15 protein-coding genes are annotated in these 23,514 nt (G+C 63.1%); 6 read left to right on the top strand and 9 right to left on the bottom strand.

Going from position 1 to position 23,514, the window contains the following annotated elements:
* Window positions 1-12 precede the first annotated feature (12 nt).
* Window positions 13-681 (top strand): response regulator, encoded by a 669-nt coding sequence (locus tag BLT86_RS03420; protein WP_092374631.1) that lies wholly within the window; start codon window positions 13-15, stop codon window positions 679-681.
* Window positions 682-692: 11 nt separating this feature from the next.
* On the opposite strand, the gene BLT86_RS03425 is transcribed toward BLT86_RS03420, so the two are convergent.
* Window positions 693-2,168 carry a sensor histidine kinase gene (locus BLT86_RS03425; RefSeq protein ID WP_092374634.1) on the bottom strand — a complete coding sequence of 492 codons (1,476 nt, stop codon included), beginning with the start codon at window positions 2,166-2,168 and terminating at the stop codon, window positions 693-695.
* Window positions 2,169-2,724: 556 nt separating this feature from the next.
* Here BLT86_RS03425 and BLT86_RS03430 point away from each other — a divergent pair.
* Together BLT86_RS03430 and BLT86_RS03435 are read left to right on the top strand one after the other, a co-directional pair.
* Complete coding sequence (locus tag BLT86_RS03430; protein ID WP_092374637.1) at window positions 2,725-8,817, top strand: peroxidase family protein; 6,093 nt, start codon at window positions 2,725-2,727, stop codon at window positions 8,815-8,817.
* A gap of 213 nt (window positions 8,818-9,030) precedes the next feature.
* Window positions 9,031-10,077 carry a DUF2167 domain-containing protein gene (locus BLT86_RS03435; protein ID WP_092374640.1) on the top strand — a complete coding sequence of 349 codons (1,047 nt, stop codon included), beginning with the start codon at window positions 9,031-9,033 and terminating at the stop codon, window positions 10,075-10,077.
* 122 nt (window positions 10,078-10,199) lie between these two features.
* Here the strand turns inward: BLT86_RS03435 and BLT86_RS03440 are convergent, their stop codons facing one another.
* The 3 genes from BLT86_RS03440 to BLT86_RS03450 form a co-directional block, all read right to left on the bottom strand.
* Entirely contained in the window at window positions 10,200-11,378 is a 1,179-nt protein-coding gene (locus tag BLT86_RS03440) for a vWA domain-containing protein (RefSeq protein ID WP_017362875.1), read from the bottom strand.
* Between the two features lie 176 nt (window positions 11,379-11,554).
* Complete coding sequence (locus BLT86_RS03445; protein ID WP_092374643.1) at window positions 11,555-12,400, bottom strand: AAA family ATPase; 846 nt, start codon at window positions 12,398-12,400, stop codon at window positions 11,555-11,557.
* A 145-nt stretch (window positions 12,401-12,545) separates the two neighbouring features.
* Window positions 12,546-13,628 carry a DUF748 domain-containing protein gene (locus BLT86_RS03450; protein WP_092374645.1) on the bottom strand — a complete coding sequence of 361 codons (1,083 nt, stop codon included), beginning with the start codon at window positions 13,626-13,628 and terminating at the stop codon, window positions 12,546-12,548.
* 127 nt (window positions 13,629-13,755) lie between these two features.
* Between BLT86_RS03450 and cysK the strand changes: the two genes are divergently transcribed.
* A complete protein-coding gene (gene cysK / locus BLT86_RS03455) occupies window positions 13,756-14,727 on the top strand; it encodes a cysteine synthase A (protein ID WP_092374648.1) in 972 nt (323 codons plus the stop codon).
* Window positions 14,728-15,061: 334 nt separating this feature from the next.
* Here cysK and BLT86_RS03460 read toward each other — a convergent pair whose 3' ends face one another.
* A complete protein-coding gene (locus BLT86_RS03460) occupies window positions 15,062-15,952 on the bottom strand; it encodes a DMT family transporter (protein ID WP_092374651.1) in 891 nt (296 codons plus the stop codon).
* A gap of 211 nt (window positions 15,953-16,163) precedes the next feature.
* Here BLT86_RS03460 and aceK point away from each other — a divergent pair, with 211 nt between their 5' ends.
* Both aceK and BLT86_RS26200 read left to right on the top strand, forming a co-directional pair.
* Window positions 16,164-17,882, top strand: a complete 1,719-nt coding sequence (aceK, locus tag BLT86_RS03465) for a bifunctional isocitrate dehydrogenase kinase/phosphatase (RefSeq protein ID WP_092374654.1) — start codon at window positions 16,164-16,166, stop codon at window positions 17,880-17,882.
* Between the two features lie 87 nt (window positions 17,883-17,969).
* The gene (locus BLT86_RS26200; RefSeq protein ID WP_017677423.1) at window positions 17,970-18,098 is read left to right on the top strand and encodes a PA1414 family protein; all 129 of its coding nucleotides are present in this window, start codon (window positions 17,970-17,972) and stop codon (window positions 18,096-18,098) included.
* A gap of 6 nt (window positions 18,099-18,104) precedes the next feature.
* On the opposite strand, the gene BLT86_RS03470 is transcribed toward BLT86_RS26200, so the two are convergent.
* The 4 genes from BLT86_RS03470 to BLT86_RS03485 all read right to left on the bottom strand — a co-directional run bounded on the left by BLT86_RS03470 (window position 18,105) and on the right by BLT86_RS03485 (window position 23,503).
* Window positions 18,105-18,836: an MBL fold metallo-hydrolase gene (locus BLT86_RS03470; protein WP_092374657.1), complete on the bottom strand. Its 732-nt coding sequence runs from the start codon at window positions 18,834-18,836 to the stop codon at window positions 18,105-18,107.
* A 115-nt stretch (window positions 18,837-18,951) separates the two neighbouring features.
* Window positions 18,952-20,292, bottom strand: a complete 1,341-nt coding sequence (locus BLT86_RS03475; protein WP_092374660.1) for a purine-cytosine permease family protein — start codon at window positions 20,290-20,292, stop codon at window positions 18,952-18,954.
* 193 nt (window positions 20,293-20,485) lie between these two features.
* Window positions 20,486-22,087, bottom strand: coding sequence for a 5-guanidino-2-oxopentanoate decarboxylase (locus BLT86_RS03480; protein WP_092374663.1), 1,602 nt, complete (start codon window positions 22,085-22,087; stop codon window positions 20,486-20,488).
* Window positions 22,088-22,108: 21 nt separating this feature from the next.
* On the bottom strand, window positions 22,109-23,503 hold the full coding sequence (locus tag BLT86_RS03485; RefSeq protein ID WP_064494561.1) for a YjiH family protein: 1,395 nt from the start codon (window positions 23,501-23,503) through the stop codon (window positions 22,109-22,111).
* Window positions 23,504-23,514: the final 11 nt, after the last annotated feature.

Genomic DNA, 23,514 nt, shown 5'->3' on the forward strand with positions numbered 1-23,514 from the left:
GGAGCATATGCGATGAGTGACAAGATCAAGGTGGGCATAGTCGACGACCATCCACTGCTACGGCAAGGGGTCGCCGCGACCCTGGGCCGGGTCGAGGACTTCGAGGTGATAGAGCAGGGCGGTTGCGCCGACGAAGCGCGGGAAATTTCCGCGCGCTGTCAGCCCGATGTGCTGCTGATGGATGTCAACATGCCGGGCGATACCTTCGCCGCGGTACGCGCCATCAGCAAGGCGCAGCCGAAGGTCAAGGTGTTGATGCTGACGGTGTCGGAGTCCGAGGACGACGCCTATTCGGCTCTGGAGGGCGGTGCCCAGGGCTACGTGCTAAAGGGGGTCAGTGGTCCTGAGCTGATTCAGGCGATTCGCACCGTGGCCAAGGGTGAAACCTTTATCACCCCGGCGCTGGCGACGCGCCTGCTGAGCAACTTCCGCAAGCACCAGACCGAGCAGCGTGGGGTAGACCTCACACACCGCGAAGAACAGATCATCCGCGAGGTCGCCAACGGTCTGACCAATCGCGAGGTGGCGGCCAAGCTGGGTTTGAGCGAGAAGACGGTGAAGTACTACATGACCAACGTGATGCAGAAGCTGCATGCGCGCAATCGTGTCGAGGCGGTGGCGGCAGTGCGCCGCTATTGGGAAAGCCACAAGACCTGGACGGTAGGCATCGGTGCGCCGTGACGGCACAGGTGTTACTGGCAGTTTTCGTCATCGTGTAAATCGAATCTGGCCGTGACCCGGGTACCTTGCCCGGGGGCCGATTCGAGCTCGAACGTCCCGCCCAGAGACTCCACCCGATAGCGCATGCCCACCAGTCCCAGGCGCGAGCGATGTGACCCTGTCGCGGCCTGAAGACCCTGATCAATGCCTGCGCCGGCGTCCGCCACCTGGACTTCCAGTACGCCCTGCCGGCACTCGGCACTGACCCGCTGCCCCTGGCCGCCGGCATGGTGGAAGGCGTTGTTCAACGCCTCCTGTACCAGCCGGTAGACGCAGATCTTGTAGGACAGACTCAGCGCCTCGGGTAACTCGCCGAGATCTAGCTGCACCTTGGTTTCGCTGCGCTGTTCATGGCGTTGCACCACCAGCTTGAGCAACTCGTCCAGGCTCAGCTCGTTGATCTCCGGCAGCGCCAGGCCACGGGAGATGCCGCGGATCTCGCGCAGGCTGTCCTGGGCGGCGCTGCGGATGGTCTCCAGCGCATCGTTCTGCCCCGTTGGGCAAAGTTCGGCGAGCTCGTCCAGACGCAGCAGGATCAGGGTCAGGAGCTGCGCCGGGCCGTCGTGCAGATCGGCGCCCAGGCGCCGGTGGGTCAGCTCGTTGATGGTGGCGAACTCCTGGCTGGCGGTGCTGACCCGGCGTTGCAGCGCGGCGTTCTGCTGGTGCAAGGCCTCCTGCTCGCGCATCTGCTGACGCAGGATCGCCTGCTGGCGCTCGATGATGCGGTCGCCGCGGCGGACGATGAGAAAGAGCAGCAGGAGCATGGCCAGGGTGGCCGCGGCGATGATCGCCCAGACCTGCTGGTGGATGCTGCCGATCTCGTGCTCCATCTCGTAGAATTCACCGATGGCGATGATCCGTCCGCTACCGAACTCGCGCAGCGGCACGTAGGTCTCGTACAGCGGTCGGTTGAAGCTGCGCTCGTAGGCGTGCTCGTCATGATCCAGCGGGCTCAGGCGGGTGACCACCTTGCCCTGCATGGCCTCGGCGATGGGGCCGGCCGGGTGATAGTAGAAGACCGGCCGCTTGCTGGTGCTGTAGACGTTGCGCCCATCGGGCAACCAGATCTTCACCGAAACGATGTGCTGTTTGAGCGACGTGTCTTTCATCAGGTTGTCGATGGCTTGCACGCTTTCGGTTTTCAGCGTGCTGGCCGAGGCCAGTTCCTGCACATATTCGTCCAGATACGCTTCCATGTAGATGGCCGCGCCTTCGCCGGCGCTGTGCGCGGCTGCCAGCCTGATCTGCTGGCTGACCAGGCTGCCGACGAAGGCCATGCTCAGGCCCAGGATCAATGCGGCGAGCAGGATGAATTGAGTCGAGCGGTTGAGCCCGGCCAGAGGGTGCCAGAGGCGCTGAGGCCAGGTGTCTGGCGATTCGACCATGGTCTGATCTGCAGGCTCGACGAAAGTCTTCGAATTTGATTCGACCTTTGCCTCTGTGGCCATTCGCCTTGCTCCCCGATGCTGGTGACAAGCGCTTTGTGCAGGCAGCCGATGCAATCAGTCGACGCCTGTCTCAACAAGCTAGTCCAGGATGCGCTGCGGGGCGGCTTTTATAGCGGTTGCCGCCTCGACTGGAGTAGCGACGATGCCCGTAGAGCGGTACCGGCATCGGCTGGACCTTAGCTTGACCTGGCCCCCCGCAGGGCCCTTGCAGTCGAGTGTGAGCGTGCTGGAGTCGCCGCGCAGGAGAGGGCGCGCAACTTTGGGCGTGCTCATCCGGGAAGGTAAAACATGGCTTTGCGCCTCGTTGTCAGAAGTCGATCGGTGGACAGTCCAGCCGATCCGTTCGCGCTGCGTTTTCACGGGCCACCAGCACCCTGAATGGTCGGCGAGCTTGAAGCTTGCCGCCTATCGCGGGGTGTGCGGCGCAGTTGCCTGCCACATCCCCTCTCTTTTTGTACTTGTTCGCCAACGTCCGACCACGCCGTTGCAATGTTGCCGTATGCATGTGGTTTTCCTGACCTGAACGTCAGTTGTACTCAGCATTGAGGGAACAAAGATGGCCACTCTAACCGTCAATCAAGCCGATCTTGTTTTAATTCTCCAGCAGATCAAGATTTCCGAAGCCCATGCCGCCGGCGAGTCGCTCTATGACCTGGTAGGCAATCCACTGTTGCCTTGGGGCCTGCGCACCGTCGATGGCACCTATAACAACCTGGTGCCGGGCCAACAGTACTACGGCTCGGCCGATCAACTGATGCCCCGCCTGCTCGATCCGGTATTCCGCGATGCAGAAAATGGTATCGATGGGCCGGGCGCTCCTCCCGGGTTCCCGACCGGCAGCCAAAGCACCAGCTATGCCCAGACCAGCGGCTACGTGGTCGACTCGCAGCCGCGCACCATCAGCAACCTGATCGTCGACCAGAGCCTGGGTAACCTGGCGGCGGTTATAGCCGCACTCGACTACGCCGGTTCGGAAAACTCCTTTGCCGATGCACAACAGGTAATGCAGGCGCACAACGCCTTGAAAACGGCCGAAAACGCCGCGGCTGGCAACAGCGCCCAAGTGCAGGCCAGCGCTGCTACGTTGGCCGCGTCCACGGCTGCTGCTCAGGCCGCCAGTGCCGAGGCTGCGGACGCCCAAACGCTGGCAAACCAGGATGCCCAGATCTATAGCGATGCGCTGGCTGTGGTCGCCAGTGCGGTAGAGGTGCAGAGCCTGGCCCTGCAGGCCTACATGGCTGCTATTGGTACGCCGAACGAAGGCGCTGCCCAGGCCGCCTTCCTCAGTGCGGCGATCGCCACCGCCCAGGCCCAGGCTGATGCCAATGCCAAAGCCACGGTGGCCGCCGAGTCTGCTGCTGCCGCGCAGGCTGCCAACCAGCAGGCGCAGGCAGCAGCCACACAACTGGCCAGCGACACTGCTGCCCACCAGGTCGTACTGGCCGAGGCTGCCGCCGACGATGCTGCGGTCGTTGCCGCTTCGGCGGCGCTGGATACGCTGCTGGACGAGTTCGGCATCGTGGTGGAAAACGGCACGGTCGTGATCCCCAATATCGCCCCGGACGAAGGCCTGACCGCGCCGTTCAACTCCTGGATGACACTGTTCGGCCAGTTCTTCGACCATGGTCTGGATCTGGTCAACAAAGGTGGCAGTGGCACCGTGTATATCCCGCTACAGCCAGACGACCCGCTGTACGTCGAGGGTTCGCACAGCAACTTCATGGTGGTCACTCGCGCTACCAACCAACCCGGGGCAGATGGCATTCTCGGCACGGCTGACGATATCCGCGAGCACACCAACCAGACCACGCCCTTCATCGACCAGAACCAGACCTACACCTCGCACGCCTCGCACCAGGTATTCCTGCGTGAGTACGTGATGGTCGACGGCAAGCCGGTGGCCACCGGGCGTATGCTCGACGGCCAGAACGGTGGCCTGGCCACCTGGGCCGATATCAAGGCGCAGGCCCGCGAGATGCTCGGTATCAACCTCACCGATGCCGATGTCGGCAACGTGCCGCTGCTGGCCACCGACCAGTACGGTCAGTTCATCCGTGGCGAGAACGGTTTCGCCATGCTGATCATGCCCGGCAATCCACCGGTTCAGGTAGAGGGCGATCCGGACAGTCCCATCAGCACCCAGGGAGCCCTGCGCACCGGTCATGCCTTCCTCGACGATATCGCCCATAACGCGGTACCGGTGATAGTCGGCGGCCAATTGGTGGCCGATGCCGATGAGGTGGCCGGCAATGCCGTGGCAGTCAACCCCATGACCGGACGCAACCTCGAGTACGACAACGAACTGCTCGATGCCCACTTCATCACCGGCGACGGCCGCGGCAACGAGAATATCGGCCTGACCGCGGTGCACCATGTGTTCCACGCCGAGCACAATCGTCTGGTCGAGGCCAACAAGCAGACCATTCTCGATACCGGCGATCTGGCCTTTATCAACGAGTGGCTGTTGGTACCGGTGAGCGAGGTGCCGGGAAGTGCCGATGGGCTGATCTGGAACGGTGAGCGCTTGTTCCAGGCCGCGCGTTTCGTCAACGAGATGCAGTACCAGCACCTGGTGTTCGAGGAATTCGCCCGTACCGTGCAGCCGTTGGTGGACGTGTTCGTATTCTCCAACACGGCGGACATCGATCCGGCCATCGTTGCCGAGTTCGCCCATGTGGTGTACCGCTTTGGCCACTCCATGCTCAACGAGACGGTGGCGCGCCTGGACAACAGCATGCAGTCCAGCGACGTCGGCCTGATCGAGGCCTTCCTTAACCCCATCGAGTTCACCCAGGGCGGCACCCTCACCGCCGATCAGGCCGCTGGCTCGATCATCCGCGGCATGACCCGGCAGACCGGCAACGAGATCGACGAATTCGTCACCGAGGCGCTGCGCAACAACCTGGTCGGCCTGCCGTTGGACCTGGCGGCGATCAACATCGCCCGCGGTCGCGACACCGGGGTTCCTTCGCTGAACAACGCCCGTGCGCAGTTCTACGAAATGACCGGCGATAGCCAGCTCAAGCCTTACGATAGCTGGATCGACTTCACCCTGAACATCAAGACACCGGCCTCGATCATCAACTTCATCGCCGCCTACGGTACGCACAGCAGCATCACCTCGGCCACCACCCTGGAGGCCAAGCGCGATGCCGCCATGGCCCTGGTGCTGGGAGGAGCGGGCGCACCGGCGGACCGCGATGACTTCCTCAACGCACGCGGCGAGTATGCCGTGAACAAGGGCGGGCTGGATCTGGTGGACTTCTGGATCGGTGGGTTGGCCGAGCAGAACATGCCGTTCGGCGGCATTCTCGGTTCCACCTTCAACTTCGTCTTCGAAGTGCAGATGGAGAACCTGCAGAACGGCGACCGCTTCTACTACCTCAGCCGTACCCAGGGCATGAACCTGCTCAACGAACTGGAAGCCAACAGTTTCGCCGCGCTGGTGATGCGCAACACCGACCTGGGCGACCCCAACGCCTCGCACTTGCCGGGGGCGCTGTTCCAGCGCGTGGACTACATCCTCGAACTGGACATGAACCGTCAGCAGTATGCCGATCCGGTGGGCAGCAACCCGATCCTCAACGCCCTGGCGCCGCTGGTTATTCGTGACAATCCAGCCACAGCAGGACCGGACAGCAATTACCTGCGCTACACCGGCGATGCCCATGTGGTGCTGGGTGGCACCAACGGTGATGACATCCTGATCGGCGGAGCAGGCGACGATACCTTGTGGGGCGACGGCGGTAACGACCGGCTGGAAGGCGGTTACGGCATCGACCATATCTTCGGTGGCGCTGGCGACGACATCATCACCGATATCGGCGACGCCGACGTGATCCATGGCGATGACGGCAACGACGTGATCCACACCGGCCCCGGCCTCGATCTGGTGTTCGGTGGCGGCGGCATGGACTTCATCTATGGCGGGCCGGACGGTAAGGAAATCTTCGGCGGGCGTGACAACGACTTCATCTTCAGCGGCGACGGGCCCAGCTTCATCCTCGGCAACGAGGGCGACGACTGGATGGAGGGCGGCGCCGGTTTCGACACCCTGGCCGGCGACAACTCGGAGTTGTTCTTCAACAGCCCGATCATCGGTCACGACGTGATGATGGGTGGTGGCAACGACAACGACTACGACGGCGAGTCCGGCGACGACATCATGGTTCAGGGCGCCGGCATCCATCGTAACGAGGGCATGTGGGGCTTCGACTGGGCGATCCACAAGGGCAATACCCTGGCGGCCTATTCCGATCTAACCACGCCGATCTTCGCCACCGACTTCGAAGACATCCTGCGCGACCGCTTCGATCAGGTCGAAGGGCTGTCCGGCTGGATTCACGACGATCAGTTGTTCGGCGACGACCGCGTGAATGACACCGCGGCCGGTGAGAACTCGTTGTTCAACCACGAGCTGACCCTGTCCGGGATGAACCGTATCGCCGGGCTGGAGGCTGTACTCGGGATGATGGCCGAGCCACGCGACAACCCGCACGATGCCTCCGACCCGGTGGTGTTCAGCGGCGGCAATATCCTGCTCGGCGGGGGCGGCAGCGATGTTATCGAGGGGCGTGCCGGTAACGATGTGATCGATGGCGACGCCTGGCTCAACGTGCGCATCAGCGTGCGCAGCAAGCTCGACCCGAGCATCGAGCTGTTCAGCGTCGATAGCATGAAGGAGATCCAGGCACGGATGTTCTCTGGTGAGATCAACCCGAGCCAGCTGCATATCGTGCGCGAGATTCTCGACGGCAATCAGGAGGGCGACATCGACACCGCGGTATTCAGCGGCGCGTTCGCCAACTACGAGCTGGTCGAGACCTTCGACGGCACCGGCAGCTATCTGGTGGTGGACAACGTCGGCACCGACGGCACCGACCTGATCCGCAATATCGAACGGCTGCAGTTCGCTGACCAGGTGGTCTGGTTGATCGACCGCCCAGCCGAAGGCACGGTGTCGATCAGCAATATGGCGCCGGCCGAGGACGAGGTGCTGCTGGCGGCCGCCACCGTCAGCGATCCCAATGGCACCGAATTCGCTGTGCTCAGCTACGCCTGGCAGGCGCTGGTGGCCGGCGAGTGGGTGCAGGTCGGTACGGGGCAGAGCTTCCAGCCCGGCGACGCACAGGTCGGGCTGGCGCTACGCGTGGTGGTCAGCTTCAACGACGACTGGGGCAACCCGGAGAGCCTGGTGTCTGCGGTCACCGCGCCGGTGCTCAACGTCAACGATGCGCCGACCGGCTTGCCGCAACTCAACAATGCTTCGCCCAGTGTCGGCCAGGTGCTGATCGCCTCCACGGCGATGATCGCCGATGCCGACGGTCTGGTCGGTGTGACCTTCGCCTACCAGTGGCAGGTCGGCAGTGGCAATAGCTTCAGCAATATCACCGGCGCCACCGCGCAGTCCTTCACCCTGACGGCGGCTCAGGCCGGCCAGCAGGTGCGGGTGCAGGTCAGCTACACCGACAACCGCGGCACCTTCGAGTCGCTGACCTCAGCGGCGACGGCGGTGGTGGCCAGCGCGGTGATCATGGGCACCAACGCGGCCAATACGCTCAGTGGCACGGCGTTGGACGACCATATCCTCGGCCTGGGCGGCAACGATGTGCTCAACGGTCTGGCCGGTAACGACATCCTCGACGGCGGCGCGGGCAACGACACCCTGGATGGCGGCCTCGGCGCCGATGTCATGCTCGGTGGTCTGGGCAACGACATCTATATCGTCGATAACCTCGGCGATCAGGTGATCGAGGCAGTCGGCGCCGGCACCGATACGGTGCGCACCACGCTGCTCAGCTATGGCTTGGGCGAGAACGTCGAGCACCTGACCTTTATCGGCAGCGGCAATTTCACTGGTTACGGCAACACCTTGGCCAACACCATCACCGGCGGCGCGGGCAACGATGTGCTCGATGGCGGTACCGGAATCGACCGTCTGGTTGGTGGGGCGGGCAACGACAGCTACTACGTCGACAACCCCGGTGATGTGGTGGTCGAGGCTGCTGGCGCAGGGGTCGATACCGTCTACTCCACCAGTGCCAGCTTTACCCTGGGCGCCAATGTGGAGAACTACGTGCATCTCGGTGCCGGTGCAGCCAATGCCTCGGGCAATGGTCTGGCCAACCAGATGACCGGTGGGGCGGCCGCTGACATCCTGCGCGGCCTGGGCGGCGATGATGTGCTCAGCGGCTTGGGCGGCAACGATACCCTCTACGGCGGAGCCGGTGCCGACAGTCTGTTGGGAGGCGATGGGGCCGATACCCTGTTCGGCGAGGGTGGCAACGACATCCTCGACGGCGGCGACGGTGACGACATCCTCGATGGTGGTGCGGGTAACGACATCATGATCGGCGGTGCCGGCAACGACACTCTGTATGCCGATCAGGGTAACGACATCCTCGTGTTCGGCCCCAACTTCGGTAACGACAACATCATCGGTTTCGACGCCAACCCGGCTGGAGGGCAGGACCTGCTCAACATCGCGGCGTTCAATCTGACGGCGGCGACTTTCGCCAGTCGGGTGTCAATCGCCGATGCTGGCAACGATGTGTTGGTGACGGTGGGCGGTGCAGATGGCGGCAATATCCGCCTGGTCGGTGTGACCGACCACACCAGCGTGACCATCGCCGACTTCCAGTTGGTATGAGGTGGCGTGATCCCTGGCGTTCGGATCACGCACGGTAGCCAAGGTCGGCGCCAGGTTGGCTGCGGAGCATCGCCTGCGGGGGCGGTGCTCCGTGGTCTTCTTTGCAGGGGGACGGAATATCGCAAAAAGTTGCGGTATGACGCATGTCGAGTTCCGTGCGCGTGGTAACGTAATACGCAGTTACATTTACCTACCCGTGTCTATGGAGTTCCTATGTCGATCAAGGATTCGATCCTGGCAGCCGCGCTGGCTGCTGTCCTGCCGTTCACCTGTGTTGCATACGCCAATCCCGAGGCCGAGCCAGAAAACGCTGCGGTCGACGCCGAGGTCATCGAGACCGAGGATGCGGTGCAATACATCAGTCCTGAAGAATTCGTCGCCAGCCTGGAGTTCAAGAGTGGCCGTGTCGTCCTGGGCAACGATCTGGCGACCCTCAACCTGCCCGATACCCTGGTGTTTCTCGACGGTGAGAGCGCTCAGCGTCTGCTGGTCGACGGTTGGGGCAATCCGCCAGATGACGTTCCGCCGCTGGGCATGATCCTGCCAGCTGGCGTGTCGCCGCTGGCCGATGAATCCTGGGGTGTGACCGTCGAATACGAAGACAGCGGCTACATTTCCGATGAGGACGCCGGCGATATCGATTATGGCGACATGCTCAAGGACATGCAGGCCGACATGCGCGAGGCCAACACCTGGCGTGAAGAGAATGGCTACGAGGCCGTGCAACTGGTCGGCTGGGCCGCCGAGCCGCACTACGATGCCGCAGGCAAGAAGCTGTACTGGGCCAAGGAACTGAAATTCGGCGATAGCGAGGCCAATACGCTGAATTACAACATTCGCGTCTTGGGCCGTAAGGGTGTACTGGTGCTGAATTTCGTCGCCAATATGGATCAACTGGCAGAAATCGAGGCCAGCGTGCCGGCCGTGCTGGCTGCAACCGAGTTCAACCCGGGTCAGCGCTATGCCGAGTTCGATCCGGATCTGGATACCGTAGCCGCATACGGCCTGGGCGCGCTGGTCGCCGGCAAGGTGGCGGCCAAGACTGGTCTGTTGGCGCTACTGCTGGTACTGCTGAAGAAGTTCTGGTTCATCCCGGTGGTGCTGGGCGGCTGGCTGTTCAAGTGCATTGGCATGCGCAAGAAGCAAGCGCCGGTCGACGCAGTGAGCGCTCCGGTCGCACCGGTTGCCGAGACCAAGCCGCAAGAGACGGCGCAGACAGTGATGGATCTGAACAAACCGGACGATGCGGACAAACGCTGAGTTCAGTCTGTAGCCCGGATGCAATCCGGGGGCTCTTTCGCAATATTCCCGGATTGCCTCCGGGCTACGAAAACGCCGCGAATCCTGTGCAGGGTTCGCGGCGTTTTTCATTGCGGCTTAGCTTACTTGGACAGGTACTTCATGCCATCTTCCAGGCCCTGCAGGGTCAGCGGGTACATGCGCTCTTCCATCAGCTCGCGCACCAGGCCGGTGGAGGCGGTGTAGTTCCAGGTGTCCTTGGGGTAGGGGTTGATCCAGATGATCTTCTTGAATTTCTCGGTGAAGCGCTTCATCCAGACGTAGCCGGCTTCCTCGTTCCAGTGCTCGACGCTGCCGCCGGCCTGGGTGATTTCGTAGGGCGCCATGGCCGCGTCGCCGACGAACACCACCTTGTAGTCGGCGCCGTACTTGTGCAACAGGTCCATCGTCGAGGTGCGCTCGCTGGTGCGGCGCATGTTGTTCTTCCACACGCTCTCGTAGATGAAATTGTGGAAGTAGAAGTATTCCAGGTGCTTGAACTCGGTCTTGCAGGCCGAGAACAGCTCCTCGCAGACCTTGACGTGGGCGTCCATCGAACCGCCGATATCCAGCAGCAGCAGGAGCTTGACCGTATTGCGCCGTTCCGGGCGCATCTGGATATTGAGCAGGCCGCCATCTTTGGCCGTGTGGTCGATGGTGCCGTCCAGATCGAGCTCTTCGGCGGCGCCCTGGCGGGCGAACTTGCGCAGGCGGCGCAACGCCACCTTGATGTTGCGCGTGCCCAGCTCGACCTGGTCGTCGAGGTTCTTGTACTCGCGCTGGTCCCACACCTTGGCGGCCTTGCCCTGGCGCTTGCCGGCATCGCCGACGCGAATGCCTTCCGGGTTGTAGCCGCCGGAGCCGAACGGGCTGGTGCCACCGGTGCCGATCCACTTGTTGCCGCCGGCGTGCTTTTCCTTTTGCTCCTCGAGGCGTTTCTTGAACTCCTCGATCAGCTTATCGAGGCCGCCGAGGCTCTGGATCTGCGCCTTTTCCTCATCGGTGAGCAGGCGCTCGAATTCCTTGCGCAGCCATTCCTCGGGGATCATCGCCTCGATGTGTTCATTGAGGTTTTCCAGGCCCTTGAAGTAGGCGCCGAAGGCACGGTCGAACTTGTCGAAGTGACGTTCGTCCTTCACCAGGATCGCCCGCGCCAAGTAATAGAACTCGTCCATGTCGGCGAACACGACGTTGTGCTTGAGCGCGTTGATCAGGTCGAGCAGCTCGCGCACCGACACCGGCACCTTGGCCGCGCGCATTTCGTTGAACAGGTTGAGCAGCATGCTATGCCCTCATGAAAGTCTGTGACTGCCTGTGGCCACTGCCCGCACCAGAGGAAGGGCGAGCGAGCTAGAGTCAGGCAAGGCGAGAGCAGGCGAGCAAGCGCAGTGTACTTTTGTACATGAGCATTGCGAGCCTGCTCTCAACGCAGCCTGGCCGACGCGCAGCCGCCCGATGTTTACCGAGAAGCGCGGCGGGTCATGAAGGCCAGGCGCTCGAGCAGTTGCACATCCTGCTCGTTCTTCACCAGAGCACCGGCCAGCGGCGGGATCGCCTTGGTCGGGTCGCGTTCGCGCAGCACTGCTTCACCGATATTGTCGGCCATCAGCAACTTGAGCCAGTCCACCAGTTCGCTGGTCGAGGGCTTCTTCTTCAGGCCCGGTACCTTGCGCACGTCGAAGAACACGTCCAGCGCCTCGGCCACCAGCTCGCCGCTGATGTTGGGGTAGTGCACATCGACGATCTTCTTCAGGGTGTCGCGATCCGGGAAGGCGATGTAGTGGAAGAAGCAGCGGCGCAGGAAGGCGTCCGGCAGCTCTTTCTCGTTGTTCGAGGTGATGATGATGATCGGGCGCTGCTTGGCCTTGATCGTTTCGTTGGTCTCGTAAACGTAGAACTCCATCTTGTCGAGTTCCTGCAACAGGTCGTTGGGGAACTCGATGTCGGCCTTGTCGATTTCGTCGATCAGCAGGATCACGCGTTCGTCGGCCTCGAAGGCCTCCCACAGCTTGCCTTTCTTGATGTAGTTGCGAACGTCGTGAACCTTGTCCGAGTCGAGCTGCGAGTCGCGCAGGCGGCTGACCGCATCGTATTCGTACAGGCCCTGATGCGCCTTGGTAGTGGACTTGATGTGCCAGGTGATCAGCTGGGCGCCGAAGGCGTCGGCCAATTGCTCGGCGAGCATGGTCTTGCCGGTGCCCGGCTCACCCTTGACCAGCAGTGGGCGCTGCAGGGTGATGGCGGCGTTGACCGCGAGTTTGAGGTCGTCGGTGGCGACGTAGGACTGGGTGCCTTCGAACTTCATCGGAAAATCCTCGGAACGGTAACGCGCGGGGCCGGCCCGCAGCAGAAATTCAGAGCGCGACTATAACGCGCCGCTCCGGTGGCTGTGAACGCAGACGCAGTATTCAGTCACTGAATGGGCGGTCACCGCTGCTTACGACTACAGCTCAGCTGCCGTCCTGCTGAGGTGGCGGGCGTTCGTAGCGGGGCGTGAAGGCCTCGACGAAACCATTGCGCAGGATGGCGATGAAGGCCTGGAATGCACTGGTCTGCTGGTCGTGCACGCTACCGCTGAGTTCGACACGGGTGGCGAACTGGTCGCGGCGCTGGTTCTTCAGCAGTGTCTCGCTGCCGCCGACGATGGCCTCCCAGAGCGAGCGCAGCACGCCTTTATCTTCATCTTCGACGTCCTGCTCCCAGTCGAACACCTCGACATCACGCAGCAGGGGTTTGATGTAGCCGTTGAGCTGAGCATTTTTGGCTTGAGCTTCGACCACCAGGTCGCCGTTGCCGCGCTTGAAGTCGAAGCGGCCGTAGGCGCGGGCGAAGTCGTTGAAGCGCGTCAGGTCGATGTCCTGCGCACGCAGGCGCAGCTCGAAATCTTCGAACTGCTCGAATGGATCGAAGGTTGCCTCGGCCTCCAGTGGCGCGTGCTCCAGCAACAGCGCGCGACCTTCGAAGTGCGCGACCCGGTCGCCCGGTTCGTCACCGACATTGGTGAGGTTGTAGAGGCTGGCGTTGACCTGGTCTGCGCTCAGTTCCACCTTGGGATCGGTGGTGAAGTTGTGAAAGCTGATGCGGCCGTCTATCACCCGCAGTTCGTTGAGCGTGATCGGTAGCAGCTTGTTCAGCTGGTCGCGCCAGTCGGTGCCGGCACCGGTCTGGGTGGCCTGGTCATTTTCGCCTCCATCGACGAAGTTCAACTGCGGCCGCTCGAAGAATACTTCCGCGACCACAGCGCGTTCCGACCACAGTGCCTGCCAGCTCACCGCCAGATCGATCAGCGGTGCGTCGAGCAGTGGCACCGGCACGTCGCCGCTACTCTTGACGATGCGCAGGTCGTTGATGCGGTAGGCGCCGCGCCACCAGGCCAGGTCGATATCAGCGATATGCCCACGGTAGTCGCCCATCTCGGCGAGCTTGTCGTTGAGGTAGTCACGGATCAGCCACGGCAGTGCGAGCTGCGCGGTCAGTACCAGCAGAACCAGGATGAGCAGAGCCCTGAGGGGCCAGCTGAAGCGTCGTTTCATGGCGGCGTCTGTCGGAGCAGTTATCTTCGATGGACTACGTTCACGCCGATCTGTTCGGCTGGACTGCATCCGCACCTGGGCATAGGCTGGTGCCCTTATTCATCATCCATCTGCTTAGGAAGGAATCATGAGCCGCATTTTCGCTGACAACTCCCAGGCCATCGGCAATACGCCGCTGGTGATGATCAACCGCCTGGGGCCGAAAGGCGTGACCATCCTCGCCAAGATCGAGGGCCGCAACCCGGCCTATTCGGTCAAGTGCCGCATCGGCGCCAGCATGATCTGGGATGCCGAGGAGCGCGGGGTGCTCAAGCCGGGCATGACCATCGTCGAGCCGACCTCCGGCAATACCGGCATCGGCCTGGCCTTCGTCGCTGCAGCGCGTGGTTACAAGCTGGTGCTGACCATGCCGGCCTCGATGAGCCTGGAGCGGCGCAAGGTGCTCAAGGCCCTGGGCGCCGAGCTGGTGCTGACCGAGCCGGCCAAGGGCATGAAGGGCGCGATCGAGAAGGCCAACGAACTGGTGGCGGCCAACCCTGACTACTACTTGCCGCAGCAGTTCGAGAACCCGGCCAATCCGGCCATCCACGAAAAGACCACCGGCCCGGAAATCTGGCGCGACACCGAAGGCGCCATTGATGTGCTGGTCTCCGGCGTCGGCACCGGCGGCACCATCACCGGCGTTTCGCGTTACATCAAGCAGACCCAGGGCAAGCCGATCCTGTCGGTGGCAGTGGAGCCGGTAGGTTCGCCGGTGATCAGCCAGACCCTGGCTGGTGACGAGGTCAAGCCGGCTCCGCACAAGATCCAGGGGATCGGTGCCGGTTTCGTGCCGAAGAACCTCGATCTGGCGATGGTCGATCAGGTCGAGCAGGTCACTGACGATGAGGCCAAGGCCATGGCCCTGCGCCTGATGCGCGAGGAAGGCATTCTCTGTGGTATCTCCTGCGGTGCGGCGATGGCAGTGGCGGTGCGTCTGGCGGAGAAGCCGGAGATGCAGGGCAAGACCATGGTGGTGATCCTGCCGGACTCCGGCGAGCGCTATCTGTCGAGCATGCTGTTCAGCGATATGTTCACCGAGCAGGAGCTGCAGCAGTAAAGCAGCTGCAGGCGTAGGGTGGATCAATGAAGCGCGATCCACCTACGCTTGGCCTGACCGCCAGTCCGTAGCCTGGATGCAATCCGGGGAGTCACGCCGCCTGCGCCCCGGATTTCATCCGGGCTACTTTCTAAATGGCTCCTTTCGTAGGAGCCCCGCCCCGGGGCGAAGCTTTTCAATTTTGCGCTGCCCAGATTCGCGGCGGGGCGCCGCTTCTACAGGTTCGTGGTTCCGCAAGGCCTCTAGGCTTTCGCCACGCCTGGCCTGACTACCAGTCCGTAGCCCGGATGCAATCCGGGAACTTTCATCGCCTGTCTCCCGGATTTCATCCGGGCTAGGTTTTGGTCACGCTTGGGCGCACCACCAGCCAAAGCGCCAACGCGATCAGCACGCAGCCGGGGAGGTAGTCCCAGCTCAGCGGCTCACCCAGCAGCAGCGCGCCCCACAACACGCCGAACGGCGGGATCAGGAAGGTGGTGGTGCTAGCCCTGATCGGCCCGATATCGGCCAGCAAACGGAAATACAGCACATAGGCGAAGGCCGTGCAGACCAGGCCGAGGGCGGCCAGCGACAGCCATACCTCGATGCCACCCCAGCTTGGCGGTGGTTGCAGCGCCAGGCTGCCCGCGAACAGCGGCAGCAGGAACAGGCTGGCCCCCACCAAGCTGGCAAAGGCGGTCAGGCGATTGTCCAGGCCGCCCTGTTGGCCGATCCAGCGTCGAGTAAGGAAACCAGCGAAGCCGTAGCAGGTGGTGGCCACCAGGCAGGCACCGGCGCCGAGCAGCAGTTGCAGGTCGAAGGCCACTGGGCCGGTGCGGGTCAGCACCGCTACGCCGAGCAGGCCGAGAAACACGCCCGCCGCCTTGCTCGGGGTGATGCCCTCATGGAAGAACAGTGCGCCGATCAGCACGCCCATCAGGGGTGTGGTGGCGTTGAAGATCGCCGAATAACCGGCCGGCAGGATCAGTGCCGCCAGGCAATACATGGCCGAGGGCAGGCCTGCGTTGATCACGCCCAGCCCCAGGCAGATGCGCAGTTTGCCGCGAAAGTCCCAGTTACTGCGCAGCAGCAGGAGCAACGCCAGCAGCCCCAGCGCGCCGAAGCTGGCGCGAAAGAACGCGGTCGGCATGCTGCCCAGCACCGGTGCGGCAACGCGCATGAACAGGAAGCTGGCGCCCCAGATGGCGGCGAGCAGCAGCAGGCGGAGCAGGTCGGCGGTACGCAAGGCGGAGTATCCGGCAGGGTGGGGCCGAGAGTGTTGCCGCTGGGCGGGGTTCTGGCAATCCGCATCGCGCTTTCGAACGAGATTTACGCCATCCCGTAGCCCGGATGAAATCCGGGAGGACTTGAGCGATAGTCCCCGGATTACATCCGGGCTACGTTTGGCCGGCGTTGAGGCTAAGCTCGCTTCACTCATTTCCTTGCGAGGTACTTCCATGGCGCAGCAATGGCCGGCCGGCGAGATCGCTCGCCTGATCCTCGATGGCTTCGACGATTATCGCGAGCATTTTCGCCAGATCACCGATGGTGCCCGTGTACGCTTCGAACAGGCGCAGTGGCAGGAAGCGCAGCAAGCCTCGGCGGCGCGCATCAACCTCTACGAAGAGAAGGTCGCAGAAACCCGCGAGCACCTGCTGCAAGGGTTCGATGCTTCGCTGCTGGACGTCGGGCAGTGGCCGCTGGTCAAGAGCGCCTATATCGCCTTGATCGATCTGCGTTTCGACGATGAGCTGGCGGAAACCTGGTTCAACTCGATCTTCTGCAGCCTGTTCAGCCATGACCAGATCAGCGATGGCTGCATGTTCATCCACACCACCCGGCCATCGCTACGCAACCAGCCCAGCGCCGCCCAGACGCGCTGCTATCGGCCGGCTGGCGAGCTGCACCTGGCATTGCAGGCGATCTTCGACGATTACCGTTTCGACGCCCCCTACGAGGATCTGCCGCGCGACCTGCAACGTCTGCAGGAGCAACTGCGCGCCAGCCTGCCGGATTGGGTGTGCAAGGATCCTGAGTTGTGCATCGAGCTGTTTTCCTCGGTGCTGTATCGCAACAAGGGCGCCTACCTGATCGGGCGCATCTACACCCGAGAGGAGCAGTGGCCGCTGGCGATCCCGCTGCTGCATCGCGAAGGGCAGGGTATCCAGGCCGATGCGGTGATCACCGACGAGGCGGAGGTGTCGATCATCTTCTCCTTCACCCGCAGCTATTTCATGGTGGACGTGGCCATTCCGGCCGAGTTCGTCGGCTTTCTCAAGCGCATCCTGCCGGGCAAGCACATCGCCGAGCTGTACACCTCGATCGGCTTCTACAAGCACGGCAAATCCGAGTTCTACCGCGCCCTGATCGGCCACCTGGCCAGCACCGATGATCGCTTCATCATGGCGCCCGGCGTGCGTGGCATGGTCATGAGCGTGTTCACCCTGCCGGGCTTCAATACCGTGTTCAAGATCATCAAGGACCGCTTCGCTCACGCCAAGACAGTGGACCGCAAGACGGTGATCGAGAAGTACCGCCTGGTGAAAAGCGTCGACCGCGTAGGGCGCATGGCCGATACCCAGGAGTTTGCCGACTTCCGTTTTCCCAAGGCCAAGTTCGAGCCTGAGTGCCTCGCCGAGCTGCTGGAGGTGGCACCGTCCACCGTGGTGGTGGAGGGTGACACCGTGCTGGTACGACACTGCTGGACCGAGCGGCGCATGACCCCGCTCAACCTCTACCTGGAAAGTGCCAACGAGGCGCAGGTACGCGAGGCGCTGGATGACTACGGCCTGGCCATCAAACAACTGGCGGCGGCCAATATCTTCCCTGGCGACATGTTGCTGAAGAACTTCGGCGTCACTCGCCATGGCCGCGTGGTGTTCTACGACTACGACGAGATCTGCTTTCTTACCGAAGTGAACTTCCGGCGCATCCCGCCGCCGCGTTTCCCCGAGGACGAGATGAGTTCCGAGCCCTGGTATTCGGTGGGGCCGATGGACGTGTTTCCCGAGGAGTTTCCGCCGTTCCTGTTCGCCGATATCAAGCAGCGCCGGCTCTTCAGCCAGTTGCATGGCAATCTCTATGAGGCCGATTACTGGAAACAATTGCAGGAGGCGATTCGCGCGGGCAAGGTGATCGACGTGTTCCCGTATCGACGCAAGAGTCCGGTGATTTGACGGAGGCTGGTTGAAATCCGTTTGGCCCGGCCTAATCTTATAGGTGAGCCGCTGGCTCTTCCCTTTACTTGGCAGGAGGTCGTACCCATGCTCGCCAAGCTGCAAGAACAACTGCAAGCCCTGCTGCAGGCCCTTGGCCTCGCCCCGCAACCTCAGCCGATTCGCATCAGTGAAGCCGAGCAGCAACGCCTGCGCCGCGAGCGTCAGCGTCGCTGAAACTCGTCAGGTGAGCCGATGGGCGTCGAACCAGGCGTCTATCAGCTCGCGCATCCGCTCTCCCGAGAAACTCGCGAAATGTCCGCCATGCACGGTGCGTACGGGCAGCTCGCGCAGGCGCGCAAGACTGCGCGCGTAATCTTCCAGATTCGAGTGGTAGGCGTCTTCGATCAGCGGGCCATCGTAGAGGATGTCGCCGGAAAACAGCGTATGCGTCTGCGCTTCCCACAGGCTGATGCCGCCCGGTGAATGTCCGGGCGTGTGCAGCACCTGCAATACCCGATTGCCCAGATCCAGTACGTCGCCATCTTCGACCAAGCGCGTGGCCGGCGCTGCACGTACGCGGTATTCGGCGTAGCACAGCGGGCAATCCGGGTGCGCCTCGAACATGTCGTCGCCGACGAAGTCGGTGGCCAGGGTATTGGCACCGTCCGGTGCGGCGAGGATATCGGCCTCGGCCGGATGCACCAGGCGCTCATCGAACTCGTGATGCCCGGCGATATGGTCGAAGTGGCAGTGGCTGGCCACCGCCAGCAGCGGCTTTTCGGTCAGCCACGGCAGTTGCTCGCGCAGGCTGACCAGCCCGGAACCCGAGTCGATCAGCACGTCATGCTCGCGCCCCTGCACATGCCACATGTTGCAGCGATAGAAGGGGCGCACGTAAGGCTCATGGATCAGGCAGATTCCATCGTGGCGGTGCTCCACCTCGAACCAGCGGTCACGGCTGACGATTTTCATGGTCGTTCCTCAAACCGGGTTCGCACCCTGCGGTGGCCTCGGTGGCGGGTTGCACCCGCCCTACGGGGCGTCGTTTCCGGTCGGGCGGGTGCTACCCGCCACGGTTGTCATCACGCTACGCCAGCTGTGCCCGTGGCACCAGCACCCAGCGCCGCAGCACGGCGTAGCTGGCAGCGGTGATCAGGAATACCGGCAGCGAAGCGCCCCAGGCCAGCGGCGAGACCCAGCCCCAGTAGTAGGCCAGCACCGCGCCCAGGCCGTAGGCGACGAAGGCGGCCGGGTTGAAGCCGTTCAGGTAGCGATAGCGGCCGCCATCTTCACTGAGCAGCTCATCCACCGCGTAGTCGCCCTTGTGGATCACGAAGTAGTCGGCGATCAGCACCGCAAAGGCAGGGATGAACACACTGCCGATCACCAGCAGGAAGCTCTGGAAGTTGTCGAGAATACCGGGAATCTGCGAGCCGAGGATCGACAGCACGCCGATGCAGAGTGCGGGCTTCCAGAACGGGGTTTTCGGGCTGATGTTGAGGTACGACAGCGAAGCGCTGTAGACGCACATGACGTTGGTGGTCATCACCGAGAGGAACACCACGATCGCCGCCGGCAAGCCGAAGCCGAAACCTGCCAGCAATACCGCCGGGTCGTAGGTCTGCTCCATACCGGTCAGCACCGAGAAACCCGATACGGTCGCGCCCAGGCCCATAGCCAGCAGGGTGGCCGCGACATAGCCGACCCAGGTGCCGACCCCCGCCACGCCCTGGCTGCGGCAGTTGCGGTTGTAGTCGGCGGCCAGCGGAATCCAGGAAAACGCGGTGGCGATGACGATATCGAAGGCGATGCCGGGGGTGATCTCGTTGCGCGGTTCGGTGGGCATAGACAACAGATTGGCGAACTCGAATTTCTGCCCCATCACATAGAACACCGCGCCGGCCAGCAGGAGCATGCCTATGGCAGCCCAGCGCTCGGCCCGCTCGATGCCCAGGTGACCGCGCAGGGCGATCAGCAGCACCAGGGTCTCGCAGAGGATGGTGAACAGCGGCAGGTTGGAGTAGCCGGTCAGGTGCTCCACCGCATAGTTCAGGCTCATGCCGGCCAGCAGTGCCTGGATCCAGCTCCAGGCCAGCAGGGTCAGCAGGTTGACCAGTGACGGCAGCTTGGCGCCGTGTACGCCGTAGCTGCCGCGCGCCAGCACCATGGTGGTCAGGCCCGAGCGTTGGCCCATCAGGCCGACCAGCACCAGCGGCAGGATGCCGATACCGGAGCCGATCAGGACGATGAGCATGGCCTGGGTGAATTTCAGATCCGGCACCAGCAACATGCCGGTGAGGATGGTGGTGACCACCACGTTGGCGCCCAGCCACAGGGCGATGGTGCCGCCCAGGCCGAGGCTGCGATGCGCCTTGTCGGTAGGGGCAAGGCCGTCCTGGCCGAAATGCTGGCTGAGATTCTTGAACATGGAACGACTCCCCGATGCTTGATTATTGGTATTGGTGGGCGGCAGTCAGTGGTACAGCTGAATCTTGTGGTTATGGCCGTGGCCCGGATGCGATCCGGGAGTACGGTGGATGTCGCGGCTAAAGCCCCTCCCACAGGGATACCCGGCTATCTGTGGGATCGGCTTTAGCCGCGATCAATCGCGATCGATGTAGTCAGGGATGAAAGGGCGCAGCCTCCTGCACTTCGATGATCAAGGGGCGGTCGTCGGGCGCGCTGCGCAGCAGCTCGGCCAGATGGGAATGATTGCGCGCACGCTCGGCGGCGCAGCCAAAGCCACGGGCGATGGCCAGCAGATCAGGCGTGTAGATGTCGACGGCAATCGGGGTGATATCGCGGCGCTGCATGTAGCGCTTGATCTCGCCGTAGCCGGCGTTGTTCCACAGCAGCACGATGATACCGACCCTGGCCTCTACGGCACTGGCCAGCTCGGCGATGGTGAACTGAATACCGCCATCACCCATCAGGCTGATCACCGGCCGCGAAGGTTCGGCCAGCTTGGCGCCGATGGCTGCCGGCAGACCGTAGCCGAGGGTGCCGTAGCCGGTGGAGGCGTTGAACCAGCGCCGCGCACCGTCCAGTTCGACCAGATGGTTGCCGCTGTACACGGTCTGCGTCGAGTCGCCGACGAAGCGGGCGTCGGGCAGGGCATCGAGGATGCAGTCGAACAGCTGGCGGTAATGCGCCCAACCGCTGAAGTCCTCGTTCAGGCGCGCCTGCACGGCTGCGGTACGCCGGGCGCCGGGGCTGCCTGCGTTGGCTTCGCGCGGGTCGAACTCGGCCAGCAGCATGCGCATGGCCACGCGGGCATCGCCCTGGATCGCCAGATGCGGGGTGAAGTTGCGCTGCAATTGCTGAGCGTCGATGTCGATGCGGATCAGTCGGCCGGGTAGGCGGAAGTCGCCGTCGAACACCACGTCGTAGTCAGTCTCGCCCAGCTCGGTGCCGATGGCCAGTACCACGTCGGCCTCCAATGCCAGGTCTCGCACCGGTCGCAGCGATTGGTTGCTGCCCAGCAGCAGCGGATGGCCCGGCGGCAGCAGGCCCTTGGCATTGATGGTCAGCGCGGTCGGCACATCCAGTGCAGCGGCCAGAGCACGGGCTTCAGCCTCGGCGGATACGCAACCGCCGCCCAGCAGCAGGAGAGGGCGCTTGGCCTGCTTGAGCAGGCCAGCGGCCTCACGGATCAGCGTGCGGTTGGGCGCCGGGCGGTGCACCGTTGGCCGTGGCGCCGGGGTCATATGCGTGGCGTCTGCGGTGATGATGTCCAATGGCAGTTCGATATGCACCGGGCGCGGGCGCTCGCCTTCGAATACGGCGAAGGCGCGAGCCAGCACGCCGGGCAGCTCCTCGACGCTCATCAGCGTGTGGCTGAAGGCGGTGACGCCGGCGGTCATCGCCCGCTGGTTGGGCAGCTCGTGCAGATAGCCCTTGCCCAGGCCCAGGCGCGCGCGCTCGTTGACGCTGGAAATCACCAGCATCGGGATCGAGTCGGCGTAAGCCTGGCCCATGGCGGTGAGGATGTTGGTCATCCCTGGGCCGGTGATGATGAAGCACACACCCGGTTTGCCCGAGACGCGCGCATAACCGTCGGCCATGAAGCCGGCGCCCTGTTCGTGACGCGGGGTGACGTGGCGGATGCTGCTCGAGGGCAGGCCGCGATAGAGCTCGACGGTGTGCACGCCGGGGATGCCGAACACGGTGTCGACGCCCCAGGCTTCCAGTTGCTTGACGAGAAATTCGCCGCAGGTGGTCATGGTCAGGTCCTTGTGTCGACGTCAGCCGACGATCCAGTGCGCCATCAGCGCGATGATCGGCAGGGTGATCAGGGTGCGGATGATGAAGATGACGAACAGCTCCAGCAGATTCAGCGGCAGCTTGGCCTTGATGATCAGCACGCCGACCTCGGACATGTAGATCAGCTGGGTCAGCGACACGCAGGCCACCACGAAGCGGGTCAGTTCGCTCTCGATGCCCTTGCCCAGCACCGCTGGCAGGAACATGTCGGCGAAGCCCACCAGCATCGCTGGCGCTGCCTTGGTGGCTTCCGGCAGTTGCAGCAATTCCAGCAACGGTACGATGGGCGCGGACAGCCAGTTGAAGATCGGGGTGAACTCGGCGATGGCCAGGGAAACGGTGCCGATGGCCATTACCAGTGGCAGCAGACCCAGCCAGATATCGACCACGTTGTGCACGCCGACCTTGACCATCTGCCCCGGCGAGGGATTGGCGTTGGCGCGCCTGACCGCCTGCAGCAGGCCCCAGCGCAGCAGCGAGGTGCCGGCCGGCACGTCTTCATTGATCTGCTTGCCGACCCCGACGACGTACTCGTCCTTCTTCCACGACAACGGTGGAATACGCGGGGTGATGATGGCGGCGGCCAGACCGGCGACCACCACGGTCAGGTAGAAGGGCACGAACAGATGGTCGAGCTTCATGAAGCTGGTGATCAGCAGGCTGAAGGCGATCGAGGCGATGGAGAAGTTGGTGGCGATCACTGCCGCTTCGCGGGCGCTGTAGAAGCCCTTCTGGTACTGCTGGGCGGTGATCAGCACGCCGACGGTGCCGGAGCCGAGCCAGCTGGCGATGGCGTCGATGGCCGAGCGTCCGGGCAGGCCGAAAATCTTGCGGAACACATTGCGCACCAGGGTGCCGCAGAACTCCATCAGGCCGTAGTCGGTAAGCAGCGGCAGGATCAGGCCGGCGACCAGGAAGAAGGTGATCAACACCGGCGCCAGGTCTTTCAATACCACCCCGCCGGTATTGGCGTTCCACACCCATTCCGGGCCGAATTGCCAGAACGTCATGGCCGCGAACAGCCCGCCGAGCACGCGCAGGGCGAGCCACAGCGGTGGCAGCACGAACAGGTCGTTCAACGCGCGACGCTCGGTAAGCCAGCGTGGCTTGAGCAGGCTGCCAAACAGGCCCAGGACTGCCGAGACGATTAGCAGCCCCGTGGCGATGGCAGGCAGCTGATCGCTGACGGCAGCCTTGAGTGCGTCAGCCATGACGCCGAGGCCGATGGTGACCTTTTCTTCGTAAACGATGGGGGTGAGAAACAGCAGTACGCCGAGCAACGAGGGGATAAGGAAGATCAGTAACTGACGCACGCTGTAGGGGTTATCGGTCGGTGGCTGGTCGTCCAGCAGCGGTATGGTTTCGTCACGATTCATCTGGGCACCTT

The organism is Pseudomonas sihuiensis (assembly GCF_900106015.1).
In the GTDB taxonomy this organism is placed as follows: domain Bacteria; phylum Pseudomonadota; class Gammaproteobacteria; order Pseudomonadales; family Pseudomonadaceae; genus Aquipseudomonas; species Aquipseudomonas sihuiensis.